This is a genomic window from Streptomyces xantholiticus (assembly GCF_014651015.1).
In the GTDB taxonomy this organism is placed as follows: Bacteria; Actinomycetota; Actinomycetes; order Streptomycetales; family Streptomycetaceae; genus Streptomyces; species Streptomyces xantholiticus.
The window spans coordinates 38,659-58,109 of sequence record NZ_BMWB01000017.1 but is presented as its reverse complement, the minus strand read 5'-3'; the positions used below and the strand labels follow the sequence as shown (position 1 = coordinate 58,109).

The following is a 19,451-nucleotide window of genomic DNA, read 5'->3' as shown; positions in this document are numbered from 1 at the left end:
ATGAAGACCACGGAAACCCCTCCCGCCGCCGTCCCGGTCGGCGACGGCGGCGGCGCCGTCGCCAAGACGGCCGGCGCGGCACCACCGCCGCGCAGGCGCGGCGAGGGCAAGGTGCTCAACGTCTTCTCGCACGGCATGCTGATCCTCTGGGCGTTCATGGTCGTCATGCCGCTGGCGTGGGCCGTGATGACGTCCTTCAAGGACGACAAGTCGATCTTCACCTCGCCGTGGGCGCTCCCCGACACACTGCACTTCGAGAACTGGTCGCGCGCCTGGACAGAGGCGCACATGAGCGACTACTTCCTGAACACCGTTCTGGTGGTCGGCGGCTCGCTGGTCGGCACACTGCTGCTGGGTTCGATGGCTGCCTACGTGCTGGCGCGTTTCGAGTTCCCCGGAAACCGTTTCCTCTACTTCCTCTTCATCGGAGGGATGAGCTTCCCGATCATCCTGGCCCTGGTCCCGTTGTTCTACGTCATGAACAACATGGCCCTGCTCAACACGATCCACGGCCTGATCCTGGTCTACATCGCCTACTCGCTGCCGTTCACGGTCTTCTTCCTGACCGCCTTCTTCCGCACCCTGCCCTCGTCGGTGGCGGAAGCGGCGTTCATGGACGGCGCGTCGCACACCAGGACGTTCTTCCAGGTGATGCTGCCGATGGCGAAGCCCGGACTGATCAGCGTCGGCATCTTCAACTTCCTGGGCCAGTGGAACCAGTACATGCTGCCGACGGTGCTGAACACCGACGAGAGCAAGAAGGTCCTGTCGCAGGGCCTGGTCCAGCTGGCGGTGAGCCAGGGGTACAAGGGTGACTGGTCGGGACTCTTCGCCGGCCTGGTGATGGCGATGCTGCCGGTTCTCGCGGCGTACATCATCTTCCAGCGGCAGGTGGTCGCCGGGCTCACCGCGGGTGCGCTCAAGTAACGACGTCCACCCCGCCGCCTCCGTCCCGCCCGTCCGTCCGTCGCGCACCAGCGCGGCGGACGGGCTTTTCTCTGTGGCGGCCCCCACCGGGCGCCCCGCCCGGCCCGGACGGGGCGCAGGCCGGTTCCGTCGTGGCTCCGCGCTCATCGGAGTTTGACGCCGCTCAAGGTCTTGACGGAATAAGCCCGAAAAGGTTGAACTCAGAGTTCACAAGTTGGAGAGACGCCGGGCAAAGCCCTTCGGGCGTCCCGGCCGGGGGCGGTCGTCGCGCCGCCCACCGGGGGCAGGAGTGGATGAGTCAATGGAGACTCCGGGATCGCAGACATCTCTGCACCGGGCCAATCTCGAACGCGTCGTGCGCGCAGTCCGCATGGCGGGCTCGCTGACGCAGGCGGAGATCGCGAGGAGCACCGGCCTCTCCGCGGCCACCGTCTCCAACATCGTCCGCGAGCTGAAGGACGGCGGCACGGTGGAGGTGACCCCCACCTCCGCGGGCGGCCGCAGGGCCCGCAGCGTCTCGCTCAGTGGTGACGCCGGCATCGTGATCGGCGTCGACTTCGGCCATACGCATCTGCGCGTGGCGATCGGCAACCTCGCTCACCAGGTGCTCGCCGAAGAGGCGGAGCCGCTCGACGTGGACGCGTCGTCCGCCGAGGGTTTCGACCGGGCGGAGGCGCTGGTCAACCGGCTGATCGAGGCCACGGGTATCGGCCCGGGCAAGGTGGTCGGCGTGGGGCTCGGCGTACCGGGCCCCATCGATGTGGAGTCGGGCACCCTGGGCTCCACGGCGATCCTGCCGGGCTGGACGGGCATCAATCCGAGCGAGGAGCTGTCGGCCCGCCTGGGCGTGCCGGTCTACGTGGACAACGACGCCAACCTCGGCGCGCTCGGCGAGCTGGTGTGGGGCAGCGGCCGTGGGGTCAAGGACCTGGCGTACATCAAGGTGGCCAGCGGTGTGGGCGCCGGGCTCGTCATAGACGGTCAGATCTACCGGGGCCCCGGCGGTACGGCCGGCGAGATCGGGCACATCACGCTGGACGAGTCGGGCCCGGTCTGCCGCTGCGGCAACCGAGGCTGTCTGGAGACCTTCGCCGCGGCCAGATACGTGCTGCCGCTGCTGCAGCCGAGTCATGGGGCGGAATTGACCATGGAGCGCGTCGTGCAGCTCGCCCGGGAGGGCGACCCGGGCTGCCGCCGTGTCGTGGCCGATGTCGGCCGCCACATCGGCAGCGGCGTGGCGAACCTGTGCAACCTCCTCAACCCGAGCCGGGTGGTGCTCGGAGGTGATCTGGCGGAGGCTGGAGAGTTGGTACTGGGGCCGATCCGCGAGTCCGTCTCCCGCTATGCCATTCCCAGTGCGGCGAGGCAGCTCTCGGTGGCTCCGGGAGCTCTGGGCGGGCGTGCGGAGGTGCTCGGTGCGCTGGCCCTCGCACTCAGCGAAATGGGTGATTCAACACTTTTGCAAGGGTCTGACAGTGCGTCGCCGGTCGGCGCGCCCGCCTTCACTTAGATAACGAATGGCACCGTTGTCATCTCGTTAAGGATTTACTCCTTGACGCTGACGGCGGGGCCGAGTTGACTCCAAGCCACCTCGGCCGCAGCGACGCGGCCTCGTCAGGGAGGTTTCTCATCGTGAACGCACATCTGCGTCGTGCCGCTGTTGCTGTCGCCGCCACTGCGATGGCCGTATCGCTGGCCGCTTGCGGACAGGCCGGCGACTCGGGCGAGAGCACGAGCGAGTCGAGCCCCAAGAAGGGCGACGACATCACGATCGGCCTTCTCCTTCCGGAGAACCAGACCGCTCGTTACGAGAAGTTCGACAAGCCGCTGATCGAGAAGAAGATCAGCGAGCTCACGAACGGCAAGGCGAAGGTGGTCTACGCCAACGCCAAGCAGGACGCCACACAGCAGTCCCAGCAGGTCGAGACCATGATCACCAACAAGGTGGACGCCCTGATCCTGGACGCCGTGGACTCCAAGGCGATCGCCAACAGCGTGAAGAAGGCCAAGGACGCCAACATCCCGGTCGTCGCCTACGACCGCCTCGCCGAAGGCCCCATCGACGCCTACACCTCCTTCGACAACGAAGAGGTCGGCCGGGTGCAGGGCAAGGCCCTGCTCGAGGCCCTGGGTGACAAGGCCAAGGACGGCCAGGTCGTCATGGTGAACGGCTCGGTCACCGACCCGAACGCCGCGCTGTTCAAGAAGGGTGCCCACTCCCAGCTCGACGGCAAGGTGAACATCGGCAAGGAGTACGACACCAAGGAGTGGAAGCCGGAGAACGCCAACGCCAACATGGAGGCCGCGATCTCGGCCCTCGGCAAGGACAAGATCGTCGGTGTCTACTCCGCGAACGACGGCATGGCGGGCGGCATCATCACCGCCCTCAAGGCCGCCGGTGTCTCCCCGCTCCCGCCGGTCACCGGCCAGGACGCCGAGCTCTCCGGCGTGCAGCGCATCGTCGCGGGTGAGCAGTTCATGAGCGTCTACAAGCCGTACGCCCCGGAGGCCTCGGCCGCCGCCGAGATGGCCGTGGCGCTCGCCAAGGGCGAGAAGCTCGACGCGCTCGCCAAGGCCAAGGTCGACAGCCCCACGAACCAGGGTGTTCCGGCCGTGCTCGTCCCGGTCGTCTCGCTGACCCAGGACAACATCAAGGACACTGTCATCAAGGACGGCGTCTACACGGTCCAGGAGATCTGCACCGCGAAGCTGAAGGCCGCTTGTGACAAGCTCGGCCTGAAGTAGGCCCAGCTCGCCGGAGCCCCCGGGTCCCATCGGGGCGCTCCGGCTGCTTGCCGGGGCATGAGGCGCCGCGCCGGGACGCGCGAGTCCCGACGCCTCCGGAGCCGGAGTCCGGCCGGGGTGGCGACGTCCCGCAGAAACCTTTCGGTGCCCCGCCCCTCCCTTCAGCCCCCGCCGGGGGGCCGGGGCATCGGATGGAACGCTCGCCCGTTTCTTCGTATTTTCATTCCATACGCTCAGCCTCCGCCCCGCCTCACCCCGGCGGTGCGGCATCCCCGCCGGTCAGGCGGCGAAGGAGATGGTTCACGTGTCCGCTACGCCCGTGTTGGCGTTGCGCGGGGTCTCCAAGCGGTTCGGTGCCGTGCAGGCGCTCACCGACGTAGAGCTTGAGGTCCACGCCGGTGAGGTGGTCGCACTCGTCGGCGACAACGGCGCCGGAAAGTCCACGCTGGTCAAGACGATCGCCGGCGTGCATCCCATCGATGAAGGCGACATCGAATGGGAGGGCAGGCGTGTGGCGATCAACCGGCCGCACGACGCCCAGGCCCTCGGCATCGCGACGGTCTACCAGGACCTCGCGCTCTGCGACAACATCGACGTCGTCGGCAACCTCTACCTCGGCCGGGAGCTGCACAAGCGCGGCGTTCTCGACGAGGTCGAGATGGAGCGCCGTGCCCTGGAGCTCCTCAAGACGCTCTCGATCCGGATTCCCAGCGTCCGTATCCCGATCGCCTCGCTCTCCGGCGGTCAGCGCCAGACCGTGGCCATCGCCCGTTCGATGCTCGGCGAGCCCCAGCTCGTCATTCTCGACGAGCCCACCGCCGCACTCGGTGTCGAGCAGACCGCGCAGGTGCTCGACCTGGTGGAACGGCTCCGGGAACGCGGCCACGCCGTGATCCTCATCAGCCACAACATGGCCGACGTCAAGGCCGTCGCCGACAAGGTCGCCGTACTGCGACTGGGCCGCAACAACGGGATCTTCGAGGTCAAGTCGACCTCGCAGGAAGAGATCATCTCCGCCATCACCGGTGCCACGGACAACGCCGTGACCCGCCGTGCGGCGCGCAACGCGGAGGTTCAGAAGTGACCACAGAGAAGACCTCCACCGCCGACGCACCGGTCGTCAACCCGGACGCCGCGCACGACGCGCTCACGGCCGTCGACCCGCGGCTGCTGGTGCGCGAGCAGGGCCTCAAGGGCTACTGGTCGGAGTTCAAGCGGAAGATGCACGCCGGAGACCTCGGGTCCATCCCGGTCGTCCTCGGTCTGATCATCATTGCCGCGATCTTCCAGAGCATGAACTCGCAGTTCCTCTCGGCGAAGAACATCACCGACATCTCGGTCACCATGGTCGGCACCGGGATGATGGCCGTCGGCATCATCTTCGTGCTGCTGCTCGGCGAGATCGACCTGTCCGTCGGCGCCGTCAGCGGTGTCTCCGGCGCGCTGGTGGCCGTGCTCAGCGTCACCCACGGCATGAACGAGTGGCTCGCCGTACTCATCGCCCTCGTCGGCGGTGCGGCCATCGGCGCCCTGCACGGCTTCTTCTTCGCCAGGATCGGCGCGCCCGCCTTCGCCGTCACACTGGCAGGTCTGCTGTTCTGGCAGGGCTTCATGCTCCAGATGCTCGGTGACACCGGCACGATCAACCTGGACTCGGAGGGCGTGGTCGGCCGGATGACCACGTACTTCTTCTCCGACATCGCGGCCGCCTACGGCCTCGCCGCGGCCGCCGTGGCCGTGTTCTTCCTCTCGTCGTTCTTCGACAACCGCCGCCGTGAGGCCGCCGGCGTGCCGTCCCGGCCGCTGTCCGACACACTGCTGCGGACGGTGCTGCTCGCCGTCGTGGCCTTCGCAGCCGCAGCCGTCTTCAACCAGTACCGCGGTCTGCCGCTGGCCCTGGTGCTCTTCCTCGCCGCCCTGGTGGTCACGGACTTCGTACTCCGCCGCACCTCCTACGGCCGCAAGGTGTTCGCCCTCGGTGGCAGCGTCGAGGCCTCGCGGCGCGCCGGTATCAACGTCACCGCCGTCCGGATCTCGGTCTTCACCATCGCGGGCCTGTTCGCGGCCGTCGGCGGTCTGTTCTGGGCGTCCAAGATCGCGGCGGCCAACCAGAGCGCCGGCGCCGGTGAGCTGCTGATGAACGTCATCGCGGCAGCCGTCATCGGCGGCACCAGCCTCTTCGGTGGCCGGGGCCGCACCTGGAACGCGCTGCTCGGTGCGATGGTGATCGTCTCGATCCAGTACGGCCTGGCGCTGGAAGGCATCAGGACCCCGGTGGTCTACATGATCACCGGCGGTGTTCTGCTGGCGACCGTGGTGATCGACTCGATCACCCGTAAGACACAGAAGACCGCAGGTCGCGCCTAGTACCACCACACAGTGCCCGGCACCGCACCGCGGTGCCGGGCACTGCTGTGCCTACGTCATAGGCCTGAAACAGAACGCACGGCCCTGTGACCGAGCCCGTGCGCGGAACATTAGACTCGGTCAATCGGCAACGCACGATCAGCTTCGACTCGATCAGCTCGAAGGCAGCTCGAATGCAAGGAGGCACGGTGACACAGCCGCGCGCAGCGCGTCCTTCAAGGGTGGTGGGCGACGGGTCGGATCTGCTGTCCGGGATCAAGGGACCGCGTGACCTGGACCGGCTCGGCCCGGAGCAGTTGGAGCAGCTGGCCGCAGAGATCCGGACCTTCCTGGTGGACGCCGTCTCCAAGACCGGCGGACACCTCGGACCCAACCTCGGCGTGGTCGAGCTGACCATCGCCCTCCACCGTGTCTTCGAGTCCCCGAAGGACAAGGTCCTCTGGGACACCGGACACCAGAGCTACGTCCACAAGCTGCTGACCGGCCGCCAGGACTTCTCCAAGCTCAAGATGAAGGGCGGCCTGTCCGGCTACCCCTCTCAGGCCGAGTCCGAACACGACATCATCGAGAACTCGCACGCCTCCACCGTGCTCGGCTGGGCCGACGGCCTCGCCAAGGCGAACGAGGTGCTCGACAAGGACGACCATGTCGTCGCCGTCATCGGCGACGGGGCCCTCACCGGCGGTATGGCCTGGGAGGCGCTCAACAACATCGCCGCCGCCAAGGACCGCCCGCTCGTCATCGTCGTCAACGACAACGAGCGCTCTTACGCCCCCACCATCGGCGGCCTCGCCAACCACCTGGCCACCCTGCGCACCACCGACGGCTACGAGCGCTTCCTCGCCCGCGGCAAGGACCTCCTCGAGCGCACGCCCGTCGTCGGCAAGCCGCTGTACGGCACCTTGCACGGTGCCAAGAAGGGCCTCAAGGACTTCATCGCCCCCCAGGGCATGTTCGAGGACCTCGGTCTGAAGTACGTCGGCCCCATCGACGGCCACGACATCGAGGCGCTCGAGTCGGCCCTCGCCCGTGCCAAGCGCTTCCGCGGCCCGGTCATCGTGCACTGCCTCACCGAGAAGGGCCGTGGCTACCAGCCCGCGCTCCAGGACGAGGCGGACCGCTTCCACGCCGTCGGCAAGATCCACCCGGACACCGGGCTGCCCATCTCCAGCTCCGGCCTCGACTGGACCTCCGTCTTCGGTGAGGAGATGGTCAAGCTCGGCAAGGAGCGCGAGGACATCGTCGCCATCACCGCCGCGATGCTCCAGCCCGTCGGCCTCGACAAATTCGCCAAGGCCTTCCCCGACCGGGTCTACGACGTCGGCATCGCCGAACAGCACGGCGCGGTCTCCGCGGCGGGCCTGGCGACCGGCGGCGTGCACCCCGTCTTCGCCGTCTACGCCACCTTCCTCAATCGTGCCTTCGACCAGGTCCTGATGGACGTCGCCCTCCACAAGTGCGGTGTGACCTTCGTACTGGACCGGGCCGGCGTCACCGGCACCGACGGCGCCTCCCACAACGGCATGTGGGACATGTCGATCCTCCAGGTGGTCCCCGGCCTGCGGATCGCCGCCCCGCGCGACGCCGACCAGGTCCGCGCACAGCTGCGTGAGGCGGTCGAGGTCGACGATGCGCCGACCGTGGTCCGCTTCTCCAAGGGCGCGGTCGGCCCGGCCGTCAAGGCCGTCGGCAAGGCCGGCGGCATGGACGTTCTGCGCCGCGACGAGGCCGAGCGGCCCGACGTGCTGCTGGTCTCCGTCGGCGCCCTCGCCCCGATGTGCCTGGAGATCGCCGACCTGCTGGACGCCCAGGGGATCTCCACCACCGTGGTCGACCCGCGCTGGGTCAAGCCCGTCGACGAGGCGCTGGCGCCGCTCGCCGAGCAGCACCGGGTGGTCGTCACCGTCGAGGACAACAGCCGCGTCGGCGGAGTCGGCTCCACGATCGCCCAGGCGCTGCGCGACGCGGGCGTGGACGTGCCGCTGCGGGACTTCGGCATCCCGCCGCGCTTCCTCGACCACGCCTCCCGGGGCGAGGTGCTGGCCGAGATCGGCCTGACCGCACCGGACATCGCCCGGCAGGTCACCGGACTGGTCTCCAAGCTCGACGGCCGCATCGACAGCGAGGCCGTCGAACCCGCCCGCGACTGACACCGGCTCTCGGGTGCGCCGACCGGACCTCCGTCCGGTCGGCGCACCGAGCGGCATCGTCCCGTGCCCGGCGTGCCGAAACGACCTCGATGGCCGGAACCGCCGAACAGGCGCATGGACGCGCCTGTTGACCGACCGACAGGCCCGTCTCCAGCCGATATCGGGACACAGCGCGCCGATCGTGTGCGACGACGTGGCGGACTGTTCCCAGGGGGTACCCCCTGTAAGGGTGGTCCCTTCGGCCCATTCGGTCGAACCCACCCGTTCCGGCTCTCCACGGACCACGCACCGTCCCGATCATGGCGGGGACGACAAGTGTGGAGGTGCAGGGGTGAGCACAGATACCGACCCGTCCGGCGGCACGCAAGGGATCTTCCGGACCAAGCCAGTCGAGCAGTCGATCAGGGACACAGAAGAGCCGGAGCACGCACTCAAGAAGTCCCTCTCCGCCGTGGACCTCACGGTCTTCGGCGTCGGCGTCATCATCGGCACCGGCATCTTCGTCCTCACCGGCACCGTTGCCAAGAACAACGCCGGCCCGGCGACCGCACTCGCCTTCGTCGCATCCGGCATCGTCTGTGCCCTGGCCGCGCTGTGCTACGCCGAGTTCGCCTCCACGGTCCCGGTGGCCGGCTCCGCCTACACCTTCTCGTACGCCTCGCTCGGCGAGCTGCCCGCCTGGATCATCGGCTGGGACCTGGTGCTGGAGTTCGCGCTCGGCACGGCGGTGGTGGCCGTCGGCTGGTCGGGTTATGTGCGATCGCTCATGGACAACGTGGGGTGGAACCTGCCCGCGGGGCTGCAAGGCCCTGATGTGGAGGGCGGGACTTTCGACCTGCTGGCCTTCCTTCTCATCCTGGTGCTGACGGCGATCCTCGTCGTCGGCATGAAGCTCTCCGCACGGATCACCGCGGTGGTCGTGGCCATCAAGGTCGGCGTGGTGCTCATCGTCATCGTCGCGGGCCTCTTCTTCGTCAAGGCCGCCAACTACGACCCGTTCATCCCGCCGGCGCAGAGTCAGGAGTCCGGCTCCGGCTGGGATGCGCCGCTGGTGCAGCTGCTGTTCGGCTACGAGCCCACGAACTTCGGCGTCATGGGCATCTTCACCGCCGCGTCCATCGTCTTCTTCGCCTTCATCGGCTTCGACGTCGTGGCCACGGCGGCCGAGGAGACCAAACTGCCCCAGCGTGACATGCCGCGCGGCATCCTCGGCTCGCTGCTCATCTGCACCGTGCTCTACGTCGCCGTCTCCCTCGTGGTGACGGGCATGCAGCACTACAGCGAGCTCTCCGTCAGCGCGCCGCTCGCCGATGCCTTCAAGTCCGTCGGGGCACCGTTCTTCGCGGGCGTGATCAGTTTCGGCGCCGCGGTCGGCCTGACCACGGTGTGCATGATCCTGCTGCTGGGCCAGACGCGGGTGTTCTTCGCGATGAGCCGGGACGGTCTGCTGCCGCGGTTCTTCTCCGTGACCCACCCACGCTTCCGCACGCCCTACCGCCCGACGATCCTGCTCGGGGTGATCATCGCGATCGTGGCCGGCTTCACCAGCATCAACGAGCTCGCCACGCTGGTGAACATCGGCACCCTGTTCGCGTTCGTCGTCGTGGCGCTCGGCGTGATCATCCTTCGCCGCACCCGGCCCGACCTCCACCGCGCCTTCCGCACCCCATGGGTGCCGGTGATCCCGATCCTCTCGATCGCCGCGTCGGTGTGGCTGATGCTCAACCTGCCGGGCGAGACCTGGTTCCGTTTCGCCGTCTGGATGGCATTCGGCCTCATCGTGTACGCCGCCTACGGGCGCAGGAACAGCCGACTCGGTCGCCAAGGCGCAGACGCCAAGTACTAGCTCGACCAGGTCCCGTCCGGCGGGCGCACGGCGCGCGGGCCCACGCACCGCGCGCCGTGCGCCTCGGCACGCCGCCGAAGCTCCCGGTCCGCAGTGACGACCACACAGGTCCGGCCGGCCGCCGCCTGTACGGTATCCACGATCAGGTCGTCGCCGCTGCCGTGCGCCGACACCACCCCGACGCCCGGCACCGGGCCCACTCCGCGGGCGGCGCCCTCCACAACGAGCACCACCTCCAGCGGCCCGGGCCATCCGTCGATGCCCTCGGCAGCCACCCCCACCAGCCCGTCCCGCAACCGCTCGGCGGCCCCGCGCCGGTCGCGCCACCACGCGTCGGGAACGGAGCCGACGACGTTGGCGCCGTCGACGATCAGAAGTACGGGAAGTGTGTCCATGGGGTCAGGGTCGCAGGCCCGGGGGCGGACCATGGGAAGCCCCGGGCACCTGGTGGGATCCGGGTGCCCGGGGCTTCGGGAGAGGCTCGACGCTCGTCAGCCGCCCGTGGCGGGTGACTTCTTCGCGGATTCGGGGATCTCCGCGTCGTTGCGGATGGCCTTCCACAGCTCGGTCGCCTGCGGCTCGGCGGCGACGACACGGTTCGGGTCGATCTTGTCGTAGGCGACGGGGAGCATGATCGTCTCCATCGAGGCCGGGTCGACGCCGTCCATGCTGCGGGCGAATTCGGCGAGCTTGGTGAGCGAGTCGAGACCGGAGTCGGTCGTCAGCGACTGGGTGAGCGAGTCCGCGATCTTGTACGACTTGGTGGGACTGCCCAGCAGGTCCTGTGACTTGACCTCGCTGAGCAGCGCCATCATGAACTGCTGCTGCAAACCGATACGACCCAGGTCGCTGCCGTCACCGATACCGTGCCGCGTTCGGACGAACGCCAGGGATTCCGTGCCGTTGAGCTTGTGCGACCCGGTCGTGAGATCGAGGCCGGACTCCGTGTCGCGAATCGGCTCGTCGACGTTGACGGTCACTCCGCCTATCGCGTCGACCAGCTCCTTGAATCCGGCGAAGTCGATTTCCAGGTAGTGGTCCATCCGGACTCCGGACATCTTCTCCACGGTCTTCACGACGCACGCGGGACCGGCGAGGGAGTAGACGGAGTTGAACATCACGCGCTCTTTGGGCGGCAGGGCGGAGCCGTCGGACTTGACGCACTCGGGCCGGGCGACGAGGGTGTCGCGCGGGATGCTGACCGCCGTCGCGCTGGAACGGCCCTCGGGTATGTGGATCATGAGCGCGGTGTCCGAACGGGCGCCGCTGACGTCGCCCCCCGCGAGCCCGCCGTTGCCGCCGGCCCGGGAGTCCGATCCCAGCACGAGAAGGTTCTGACCGCTGGTCGGCAACTTCTGAGGCCGGTCGTCGCCGATGGCCTTGTCGAGGTCGACGCCCTTGATGTTGCCGTCGAGGCTGCTGTACAGCCAGTAGGCGGTGCCTCCCGCGGCCAGCAGGAGGACGAGCGCGACTCCCAGAGTGATCTTGAGACCGCGACGGCGCTTGCGAGGAGCGGATCTGCGCCGCTTCCTCCCGTGTCCGTCCCCCTGCGGGCCCGGTGGCGTGGCGGCGTCGTGGCTCATCCTGTCTCGAGTCCTCAAGTTCATTGCCCTGGAGGGGCGGTGGAATGCGTGGGACTCGGGTGGGGGGTGTGACCGGTCCTTGAATGCATGACTGACCGTGCACTATAGACAAATTTTCGACCTCCTGCGGTCGGTTACATTCTTCGGCGTTCAAAATCCCTCCACGTGCGGTCGCCGAATCGACTCGGCCTCACAGCCGGCAAGCACCGAAGGTGCCGTCCCACGGCCCGTCTTCATCACAGGCAAGGAACCTCGTGACCGACATACGTCCCGGAGTCGTCAAGGCAGTGATCCCCGCGGCAGGCCTGGGTACCAGGTTCCTGCCCGCCACAAAGGCGACGCCCAAGGAGATGCTGCCGGTCGTCGACAAACCGGCGATCCAGTACGTCGTCGAGGAAGCGGTCGCCGCCGGGCTCGAGGATGTGCTGATGGTGACGGGCCGCAACAAGCGGGCGCTGGAAGACCACTTCGACCGTCACTACGAACTCGAGCACGCTCTCGGGCGCAAGGGCGATGAGCGGCGTCTTTCCGCCGTGCGTCAGTCGTCGGACCTGGCGGCCGTGCACTATGTGCGCCAGGGGGATCCGCGCGGGCTCGGGCACGCCGTGCTCGCGGCGGCGGCCCATGTCGGCGACGAACCCTTCGCCGTGCTTCTCGGTGACGATCTGATCGATCCGCGCGACCCGCTGCTCTCCCGGATGATCGAGGTGCAGCGCGAGCTCGGCGGCAGTGTCGTCGCGCTCATGGAGGTACCGGAGAGCCAGATCCACCTGTACGGCTGCGCAGCCGTAGAGGTCGGTGAAGCTGCGGACGTGGTCCGCGTCACGAGTCTTGTGGAGAAGCCCGAGCCCGGCAAGGCGCCCAGTTCGTACGCGGTCATCGGCCGGTACGTACTCGACCCCGGCGTCTTCGAGGCGCTGCGGCGCACCCCTGAGGGGCGGGGTGGTGAGATCCAGCTCACCGATGCCCTGCAGCAGTTGACGCAGATCGAGGCGGCCGGCGGTCCGGTGCACGGGGTTCTCTTCAAGGGCCGGCGATACGACACCGGCGACCGCGGCGACTATCTGCGGGCGATTGTGAGGCTGGCCTGTGAGCGCGAGGACCTCGGTCCGGACTTCCGGCAGTGGCTGCGGGACTGGGTGCGGGACGAACTCTGATCGAGCGGCCGACTGATGGTCCATTTCCGGCTATTGCGGCATGTTTGCCTTTCTGTCGCTCCGTGTTCCGCTGCGTGGGGACAGGAATGCGCCCGGTGTTATTGTCGCCCAGTTCATGCAGGAGAGGTGGGTCCGAGGACATGGCGCGACGCAAACGTGCGGTGGTGGGTGCCGGCGTTCCCGTCTCCGGCCAGGACCTGTCCGGACCCGGGGTCGCCGCTGCCGTCGGTTCGGGATCCACGCCCACCGCGAGCTGGTTGTTCCTCGGTCGTGACGGTCGGCTGACTGCTTACTGCTCCGTGCCGGAGGGAATCGCCCGATGGACGGAGTCCGAGCCCGGGTCCACGAGGTGGATCGGCCCCGAGCTTTTCCCCGTGGACGACTGGACGGGGTATGCCGTCTTCAGTCAGGGATCGGACGGCTATGTCTACTTTGCCGGAATGCGGTACCGCGAAGGTGCCATGGGCGGCCGAGAGATCGTCTTCGCCACGCAGTTCCAGACGGGGCGCCCGCTCAGCGGATGGCATGTACTGGGTAACCCCTTCCGTGGAGAAGACGACGGCACTGCGTCCGAAAGGCTCGGCCACCCCTTCGTCGCCGCTGACGGTTCAGGCGCGCTCCATGTCTTCATCCACTGTCTCGGGCACTCGGTGCGCACCCGCAGGCGGGACCCCGGAGGCAACTGGGAGTCATGGGCGGGCATGGACAACAGATGGGTGCGTACGCCCCTGGTGGCGGTACCCACGTCCACGGGTTCGATCCAGGCCCTCGCGACGTACAGCAAGGGAGTCGTGCACTGGGCTCGAGACGCGTCGGACAAGGCCTTTCGCCTCCTCGGCCGCCCCGCCCAGCCCGCGGTCGAGCTGACTCATACGGGGCTGGAGACGGGGCCGGGAAGTGTCACGTTCTACTGGCGTCACCCGGCCGACGGTCAAGTCGTCGCATATCGCGCCCAGGCGGACGGGTCGAACGCGCCGGCTGTTCTGACGTCCCTGGGTGGAGCGGCGGGCGAGGGGCCCGTCGGCGCGGTGCGCGCATCGATCAACGGATACGACTGCACCGTACTGGTCCAGCGTGGCGCACACGGTGCCCCTGAGGTCGCCGCCTATCCCACCGAGGGGGAGGTGTACGGCACTTGGTGGGCGCCGGTCGGTGAAGCATGCGTCGGCTGGCCTGCCGTTCAGGTCGACGGCATGGGGCGTGTCGTGCTTGCGACGATTCGCCCCGATGGTGCCCTTTGGGTCACCCGTCAGGACATGCTCGACCCGGGCCTGGCCTTCGAGGCGTGGCGGGAAGTCGGCTGACCGCAGCCGTCGTGCGGAGAGTGGGATGCCTCACGTGTCGGCGTCCCTTTCGTGTGACGAGGTCGGCCCGTGACCCCCGATGACCTTGCTTTGTTGCGGAAGTTGGCCAAATCTTCCGTAATCGCACGCGATGATCCACGGCTGTTGTCGAATCTGATCGTGTCCTATTATGTGCGGGCCCTGTGAAGGACAGATAAGCGTTCACTGCCGTTCATCGACGGACAGCGCGCCATTTACGGGGCTGTTGGCAGAGACGCCGGTGAGGGCAGGTCTGCCAGCGGCCGACGTCGCCGTAGGCCGCCGCAGATTGATCAACGGAGGAGCGCGCTTTGTTCGATAGGCCTCGGCTGAGCATCGTCGTGCCCTTCATGGACGTCGAGCAGTACCTGGACGAGTGTCTGGAGTCGATCGCACGCCAGACGTTCAAGGAGCTCGAAGTCATTCTCGTCGATGACGGCTCGACCGACTCGTCGACCCGCATCGCGGGGGAGTTCTGTGCCCGTGACCCCCGCTTCAAGCTGATCCGGCAGGAGTCGCACGGCCCTGGCCACGCCCGCAACACCGGTATCCGCGCCGCTCACCCGGCGGCCGAGTTCCTCGCCTTCGTCGACGGCGACGACGTCATCCCGGAGTACGCCTACGAGCTGCTCATCCGCCGGCTCGAGGGTTCGGAGTCGGACTTCGTCTCCGGCAATGTGCAGATGATGAACTCCACCAAGAAGTGGCAGTCACCGCTCCACAAGGGCCCGATGGCGAAGGACCGGCGTCACACGCACATCACCCGGTTCGAGGCGCTGATCTACGACCGCACGGTCTGGAACAAGGTGTTCCGGCGCTCGTTCTGGGATCACCACTTCATTGCATTCCCGGAAGGGGTCCTGTACGAGGACTCCTGGGTGAACATGGTTGCCCACTTCCGTGCGAACAAGGTCGATGTCATCAATGACTTCGTCTACTTCTGGCGGCGCCGCGACGGTGCGGCCGCGCCTTCGATCACCCAGCGGCACACGGAGCTGAGCAATCTCCGTGACCGTGTCGCGGCCGTGCAGTCGGTCAGCCGGTTCTTGGGCGGCCATCGCTCCCGTGCGTTCCTCGAGCACAAGCGCAAGTACGACCTCGCGTGCCTGAAGTCGGACCTCATGCTGCATCTCAAGGTGCTGCCCGACGCGGACGAGGAGTACCAGCAGGCCTTCATGGAGTGGGCCAACCAGTTCCTCGACGAAGCCGACCCGGACATCATCGACGACCTCACCGCCGAAGCCCGGGTCAAGTGGCATCTGGTCCGCTTCTGGAAGCTCGACGAGCTCCTCGAGGTCATCGCGTTCGAGCGGAAGGGCGGCCCGATCCCGGTGCGCCGCCGCTTCCGCCGCTACCTCAACTACCCCTACCTCGGAGACCGCCAGGTCGGTGTCGACAAGAAGGCGTACCGGCTCGACAAGGAACTGTCCCTGCACGGCTCGGTCTCCGGCGCACACTGGAAGGGCGAATGGCTGCACCTCTCGGGCGCCGCCTACATCCGCTTCATCAACGTCCACAAGCGCCGGATGTCCGTGAAGGCCCTTGCCCTGCGGAACAAGAAGCAGGGGCGGACGCTCGTCACCACCGCGAAGACCACCTACTACCCGCAGGCCACCGAGCACTCCAACCAGAACCGCTACTGCTACGACTGGTCCGGCTTCGAGACCCGGATCGACACGACGCGGCTCAAGCGCAAGGGGCAGTGGGTGGAGGGCACCTGGGACGTGGCCGCCGGCGTGCTGAGCCGTGGTCTGTTCCGGTACAAGGGGCTGGCGCGTGGCGGCGCGGGAAGTGCCTCCAACCCTCCGTACCGCTATGTCGACAAGAACACCCGTATCGTGCCGCTGTTCCTTCAGGGAACGCTCAAGCTCCGCGTGGAAATCGTCCGGTGCCGCATCACACGTCACCGTGTCGTCGGCAACCGGCTCGAGCTCGGCGGTGTCTACCTCGGTCCCACCGTCCCCGAGTGGGGCAAGTTCCGGGTGCGCAGCCTCAGCGGCGCTGCCCAGCACGACTCCTGGGTCCACTTCACCCACGGCGGCGAGGGCTGGTGCACCTTCACCACCCGAATACCGCTCAGTGGGCTCGTCCCCGGTTCACGGGGCGAGGAGGACGACAACGTTCCCCGCTCCTGGGGCATGGGCAGCAACGGGTGGAAGACCACGCTGCACGTCGAGGGTCGCAAGGCGCCCATCTACCCCGTCATGGCGGAGGAGACCCCGGACGGCCGCTACCGAATGCCCCAGGCCCTCCAGGCGCCCGAGGGCGATCGCGAGGTGGTCGTACACCGCAACGGCTCCGGATATGTGGTCCTCTTCGAACGGGCCACGCTGCCCACGGCCACGCACGTCACCTGGCACGAGGACGGCTCGCTCGAGATCCACGGCAGGTACACGGCGGCCGACCGGTTGTCCGCGAGCGAGTACCTCGCCTCCCATGTGATCGTCCGCTCGCGGGCCCAGGGGGCCGAGCGGGAGTTCCCGATCGTCTGGAACCGTGACACGTTCCGGTGCGTGGTCACCCCGGCCGCCGTACGTACCCTCGCCGGCAGCATTCCGCTCGCCGGCGGGCGCTGGGACTTCTTCCTGCGTCGGCAGGACCTCTCCACGGTCGGGCCGGAGGAACGTCAGGAAGACCTGATGATCAAGCTCGAGCAGGAGCTCATCGGGGAGTTGCCACAGGAGTTCGAGCACGGTGGGCGACGCTACGATCTCCAGTCCGAGGCCTACGACCGCTTGTCGCTCCTCGTCCACTCGGCGATGCCCGACCACGCCCGCGGCCCGTACCGGCAGAAGCTGCTGCGCACCAAGGCCTACCCCGCGTCCCGTCGCCAGCCGGTGCGCGACGCCGTGCTCTTCGACGCCTTCAAGGGCAGCCAGTACTCCGACAGCCCCCGCGCCCTGCACGAGGAACTCGTGCGACGTCGCGTCGGCCTGGAGCACCTGTGGGTGGTGCGCGACGACCAGGTCCAGGTGCCGCCCACCGCGACGCCCGTGCGGATGTGGTCCCCCGAGTGGTACGAGGCCCTGGCCACCAGCCGGTACGTCGTCGCCAACAACCACCTCCCCGACTGGTTCCAGAAGCGGGAAGGCCAAGTCGTCGTGCAGACCTGGCACGGCACACCGCTGAAGAAGATCGGTCACGACATCGAGGCCATCCACTTCGCCGACCAGCGCTACCTGGAACGCGTCGAGAAGGAGGTGCAGAACTGGGACATGCTGGTCTCGCCCAACAGCTTCTCCACCCCGATCCTCAAGCGGGCCTTCGGCTTCCCCGGGGAGATGGTCGAGTGCGGCTACCCGCGCAACGACATTCTGCGCCGGCCCGGCATGGAGCGACGGGAGCAGGAGATCCGCCGCCGTATCGGGCTGCCGGAGGGCAAGCGCGTCGTCCTGTACGCACCGACCTGGCGCGACGACCAGTTCTACGCTCCTGGCAAGTACAAGCTCGACTTCCGCATCGACCTGGAGGCCGCCCGGGCCCGTCTCGGAGCCGACCACGTCCTCATGGTGCGCCGTCACCCCAACGTCGTGGACCCGGTGCCGGGCGCCGGCGACGGATTCGTCTTCGACGTCTCCGACTACCCGGACATGGCCGACCTCTCCCTGATCACCGACGTGATGATCACGGACTACTCCTCCCTGATGTTCGACTACGTCAACACCGGGCGACCCATCCTGTTCTTCACGTACGACCTGGACCACTACCGCGACACCCTGCGCGGCTTCTACTTCGACTTCGAGCACAGCGCCCCCGGCCCTCTCCTCTACACCTCGGATGACCTGGTCGCGGCCATCCGCGACATCGACCGGATTCAGGAGCTCTACGCCGAGCGGTACCGCTGGTTCCAGAACGAGTTCTGCGACCTGGACGACGGCTACGCCGCCGCGCGGCTCGCCGACCGGATGCTGGTCTCGGGTGACGATCTCTCACCCGAGCACGCGCAGGCACCGGCCGTCGGCACCGTCGACACCCGGCACGCAGGGCGGGCCATGACCCCGATCCGGTGGAGCCCCCAGCAGTGGTTCACCGCCCAGCGCCCATCCGCAGAGCTCGTCCGCGCGACGCCCACGCAGCAGCCTGCTCCGGCACACGATGCGGCTTCGCCGCAGCAGACGGCCGTCTCGCAACCGCCGCAGCAGCCGCACGCGCAGCTGCCGCAGCTCATGCCGGCGCGGCTCCAGCAGCCGACCGGCGGGCTCGCGCAGACGCCGCCCACCGGGGACCGGACCCACGAAGGCGTGATCGTGTGACGCCGACGGCTCCGCCGGCCGGCCGGCCGGCGGCGTTCCCGATCGTGCCGGACGGCCCCGGCACCCGATGACCACCCCGCCGTACGCGCCCCGGGCGCTCGGTCCCCTTCCCGACGCGAGGGCCGAGCGTCCCTTCGGCGTCGCCTCAGTCGCTGCCGGCGTCCACCCGGATCAACAGGGCCCGGTGATCGGAAACGCCCGTGTCGCGCACCGAGCACATGGTCCTCGGCAGTCCGGTGAACAGGTAGTCGAGCTTGCGACCGGAATCGTGCGTCGGGCGCCCGGACCGGTCGGAGGCGGACGCCTGGTCGCACTCCCGGTAGTTGCGGTAGACGCCCGCCGGCCACGCCCAACCGACCGGAGTGCGGTCCCCGGGCGGTCTGAGGTTGAAATCGCCGCCGAACACGGTGCGCCGCTCCGGCACCGCCGCCATCAGCGCCTTCAACTGGTCGTCCCGGTACTCGCGGCCGGGGTGCGCCCGGTCGCTGCCGGACATACTCAGGTGGGCGTTGCACACCCGGACGTCGTGGGCCGTGACCGTCGCGCACAGGATGCCCCGCTGCAGCCCGACCGCGGGCTGCGGCGAGGACACCACGCGCACCGAGGACAGCGGATGGGCCGAGAGAATCGCGAAGCCGGCCGCGCCCTGTCCGCGACCGTCGCACCCGACCGTGCGGTCGTGCCCGGTGCCGTCGCGCCAGGTGTAGGGCCGGAAGGACAGACTCCAGGACCGGCCGAGGGCTTTGCGCACCAACTCGATCTGCGCCGCGCACGTCTCCTGGAGGAGGACGACGTGTGCCCCGGCGTCGACGAACCGCCTCACCTCCTGCCCCTTGGCGGCGGCGCTTCCGGTGTGCGCGCAGCCCCACCGTTGGACGCCGCACATGTTCCAACTCGCCACCGTCAGAGTGCGGGTGGCGGAGAGGGAACGCGTCGGACTCGGGGCGGTCAGCACCGCTGTCGCGGTGACGAGGAGTACCGCCAGGGCGAGGGCAAAGGCCGCGGCCGGCACTCCACGGCGTCGGTGGAGGCCGGCCTGGAGCAGGGACGCCAGAAACATCTCGACATCATGTCCGATCAGCCGATCCAGCGCCAATGTGC

At 68.2% G+C, this 19,451-nt stretch carries 13 protein-coding genes; 10 read left to right on the top strand and 3 right to left on the bottom strand.

All coding sequences use genetic code 11. The features are described 5' to 3' along the window. The 7 genes from IE198_RS23095 (at position 1) to IE198_RS23065 (ending at position 10,035) form a co-directional block, all read left to right on the top strand. Positions 1 to 927 carry a carbohydrate ABC transporter permease gene (locus IE198_RS23095; RefSeq protein ID WP_189889640.1) on the top strand — a complete coding sequence of 309 codons (927 nt, stop codon included), beginning with the start codon at positions 1 to 3 and terminating at the stop codon, positions 925 to 927. 301 nt (positions 928 to 1,228) lie between these two features. Then, positions 1,229 to 2,437 (top strand): ROK family transcriptional regulator, encoded by a 1,209-nt coding sequence (locus tag IE198_RS23090; RefSeq protein ID WP_189889638.1) that lies wholly within the window; start codon positions 1,229 to 1,231, stop codon positions 2,435 to 2,437. Between the two features lie 122 nt (positions 2,438 to 2,559). Continuing rightward, positions 2,560 to 3,672, top strand: coding sequence for a substrate-binding domain-containing protein (locus IE198_RS23085; protein WP_229834252.1), 1,113 nt, complete (start codon positions 2,560 to 2,562; stop codon positions 3,670 to 3,672). Between the two features lie 295 nt (positions 3,673 to 3,967). After that, positions 3,968 to 4,756, top strand: a complete 789-nt coding sequence (locus IE198_RS23080) for an ATP-binding cassette domain-containing protein (protein WP_189889636.1) — start codon at positions 3,968 to 3,970, stop codon at positions 4,754 to 4,756. Beyond that, positions 4,753 to 6,039: a sugar ABC transporter permease gene (locus IE198_RS23075; RefSeq protein ID WP_189889634.1), complete on the top strand. Its 1,287-nt coding sequence runs from the start codon at positions 4,753 to 4,755 to the stop codon at positions 6,037 to 6,039. The genes IE198_RS23080 and IE198_RS23075 overlap by 4 nt, the downstream gene beginning before the upstream one ends. Positions 6,040 to 6,227: 188 nt before the next feature. After that, on the top strand, positions 6,228 to 8,189 hold the full coding sequence (dxs, locus tag IE198_RS23070) for a 1-deoxy-D-xylulose-5-phosphate synthase (protein ID WP_373299942.1): 1,962 nt from the start codon (positions 6,228 to 6,230) through the stop codon (positions 8,187 to 8,189). A gap of 331 nt (positions 8,190 to 8,520) precedes the next feature. Then, the gene (locus tag IE198_RS23065) at positions 8,521 to 10,035 is read left to right on the top strand and encodes an amino acid permease (protein ID WP_189889632.1); all 1,515 of its coding nucleotides are present in this window, start codon (positions 8,521 to 8,523) and stop codon (positions 10,033 to 10,035) included. On the opposite strand, the gene IE198_RS23060 is transcribed toward IE198_RS23065, so the two are convergent. Beyond that, positions 10,032 to 10,430: a PIN domain-containing protein gene (locus IE198_RS23060; RefSeq protein WP_189889630.1), complete on the bottom strand. Its 399-nt coding sequence runs from the start codon at positions 10,428 to 10,430 to the stop codon at positions 10,032 to 10,034. The two genes, IE198_RS23065 and IE198_RS23060, sit on opposite strands and share 4 nt — an antisense overlap. Before the next feature lie 96 nt (positions 10,431 to 10,526). Continuing rightward, on the bottom strand, positions 10,527 to 11,618 hold the full coding sequence (locus IE198_RS23055; protein WP_189889628.1) for an LCP family protein: 1,092 nt from the start codon (positions 11,616 to 11,618) through the stop codon (positions 10,527 to 10,529). A gap of 254 nt (positions 11,619 to 11,872) precedes the next feature. Between IE198_RS23055 and galU the strand changes: the two genes are divergently transcribed. The 3 genes from galU (at position 11,873) to IE198_RS23040 (ending at position 18,350) form a co-directional block, all read left to right on the top strand. After that, positions 11,873 to 12,775 carry a UTP--glucose-1-phosphate uridylyltransferase GalU gene (gene galU, locus IE198_RS23050; RefSeq protein WP_189889626.1) on the top strand — a complete coding sequence of 301 codons (903 nt, stop codon included), beginning with the start codon at positions 11,873 to 11,875 and terminating at the stop codon, positions 12,773 to 12,775. A 140-nt stretch (positions 12,776 to 12,915) separates the two neighbouring features. After that, positions 12,916 to 14,079 (top strand): hypothetical protein, encoded by a 1,164-nt coding sequence (locus IE198_RS23045; protein WP_189889623.1) that lies wholly within the window; start codon positions 12,916 to 12,918, stop codon positions 14,077 to 14,079. Positions 14,080 to 14,408: 329 nt separating this feature from the next. Further along, positions 14,409 to 18,350 carry a CDP-glycerol glycerophosphotransferase family protein gene (locus IE198_RS23040; protein ID WP_189889621.1) on the top strand — a complete coding sequence of 1,314 codons (3,942 nt, stop codon included), beginning with the start codon at positions 14,409 to 14,411 and terminating at the stop codon, positions 18,348 to 18,350. Positions 18,351 to 18,495: 145 nt separating this feature from the next. Here IE198_RS23040 and IE198_RS23035 read toward each other — a convergent pair whose 3' ends face one another. Next, positions 18,496 to 19,410 (bottom strand): endonuclease/exonuclease/phosphatase family protein, encoded by a 915-nt coding sequence (locus IE198_RS23035; protein ID WP_189889619.1) that lies wholly within the window; start codon positions 19,408 to 19,410, stop codon positions 18,496 to 18,498. Positions 19,411 to 19,451 lie beyond the last annotated feature (41 nt).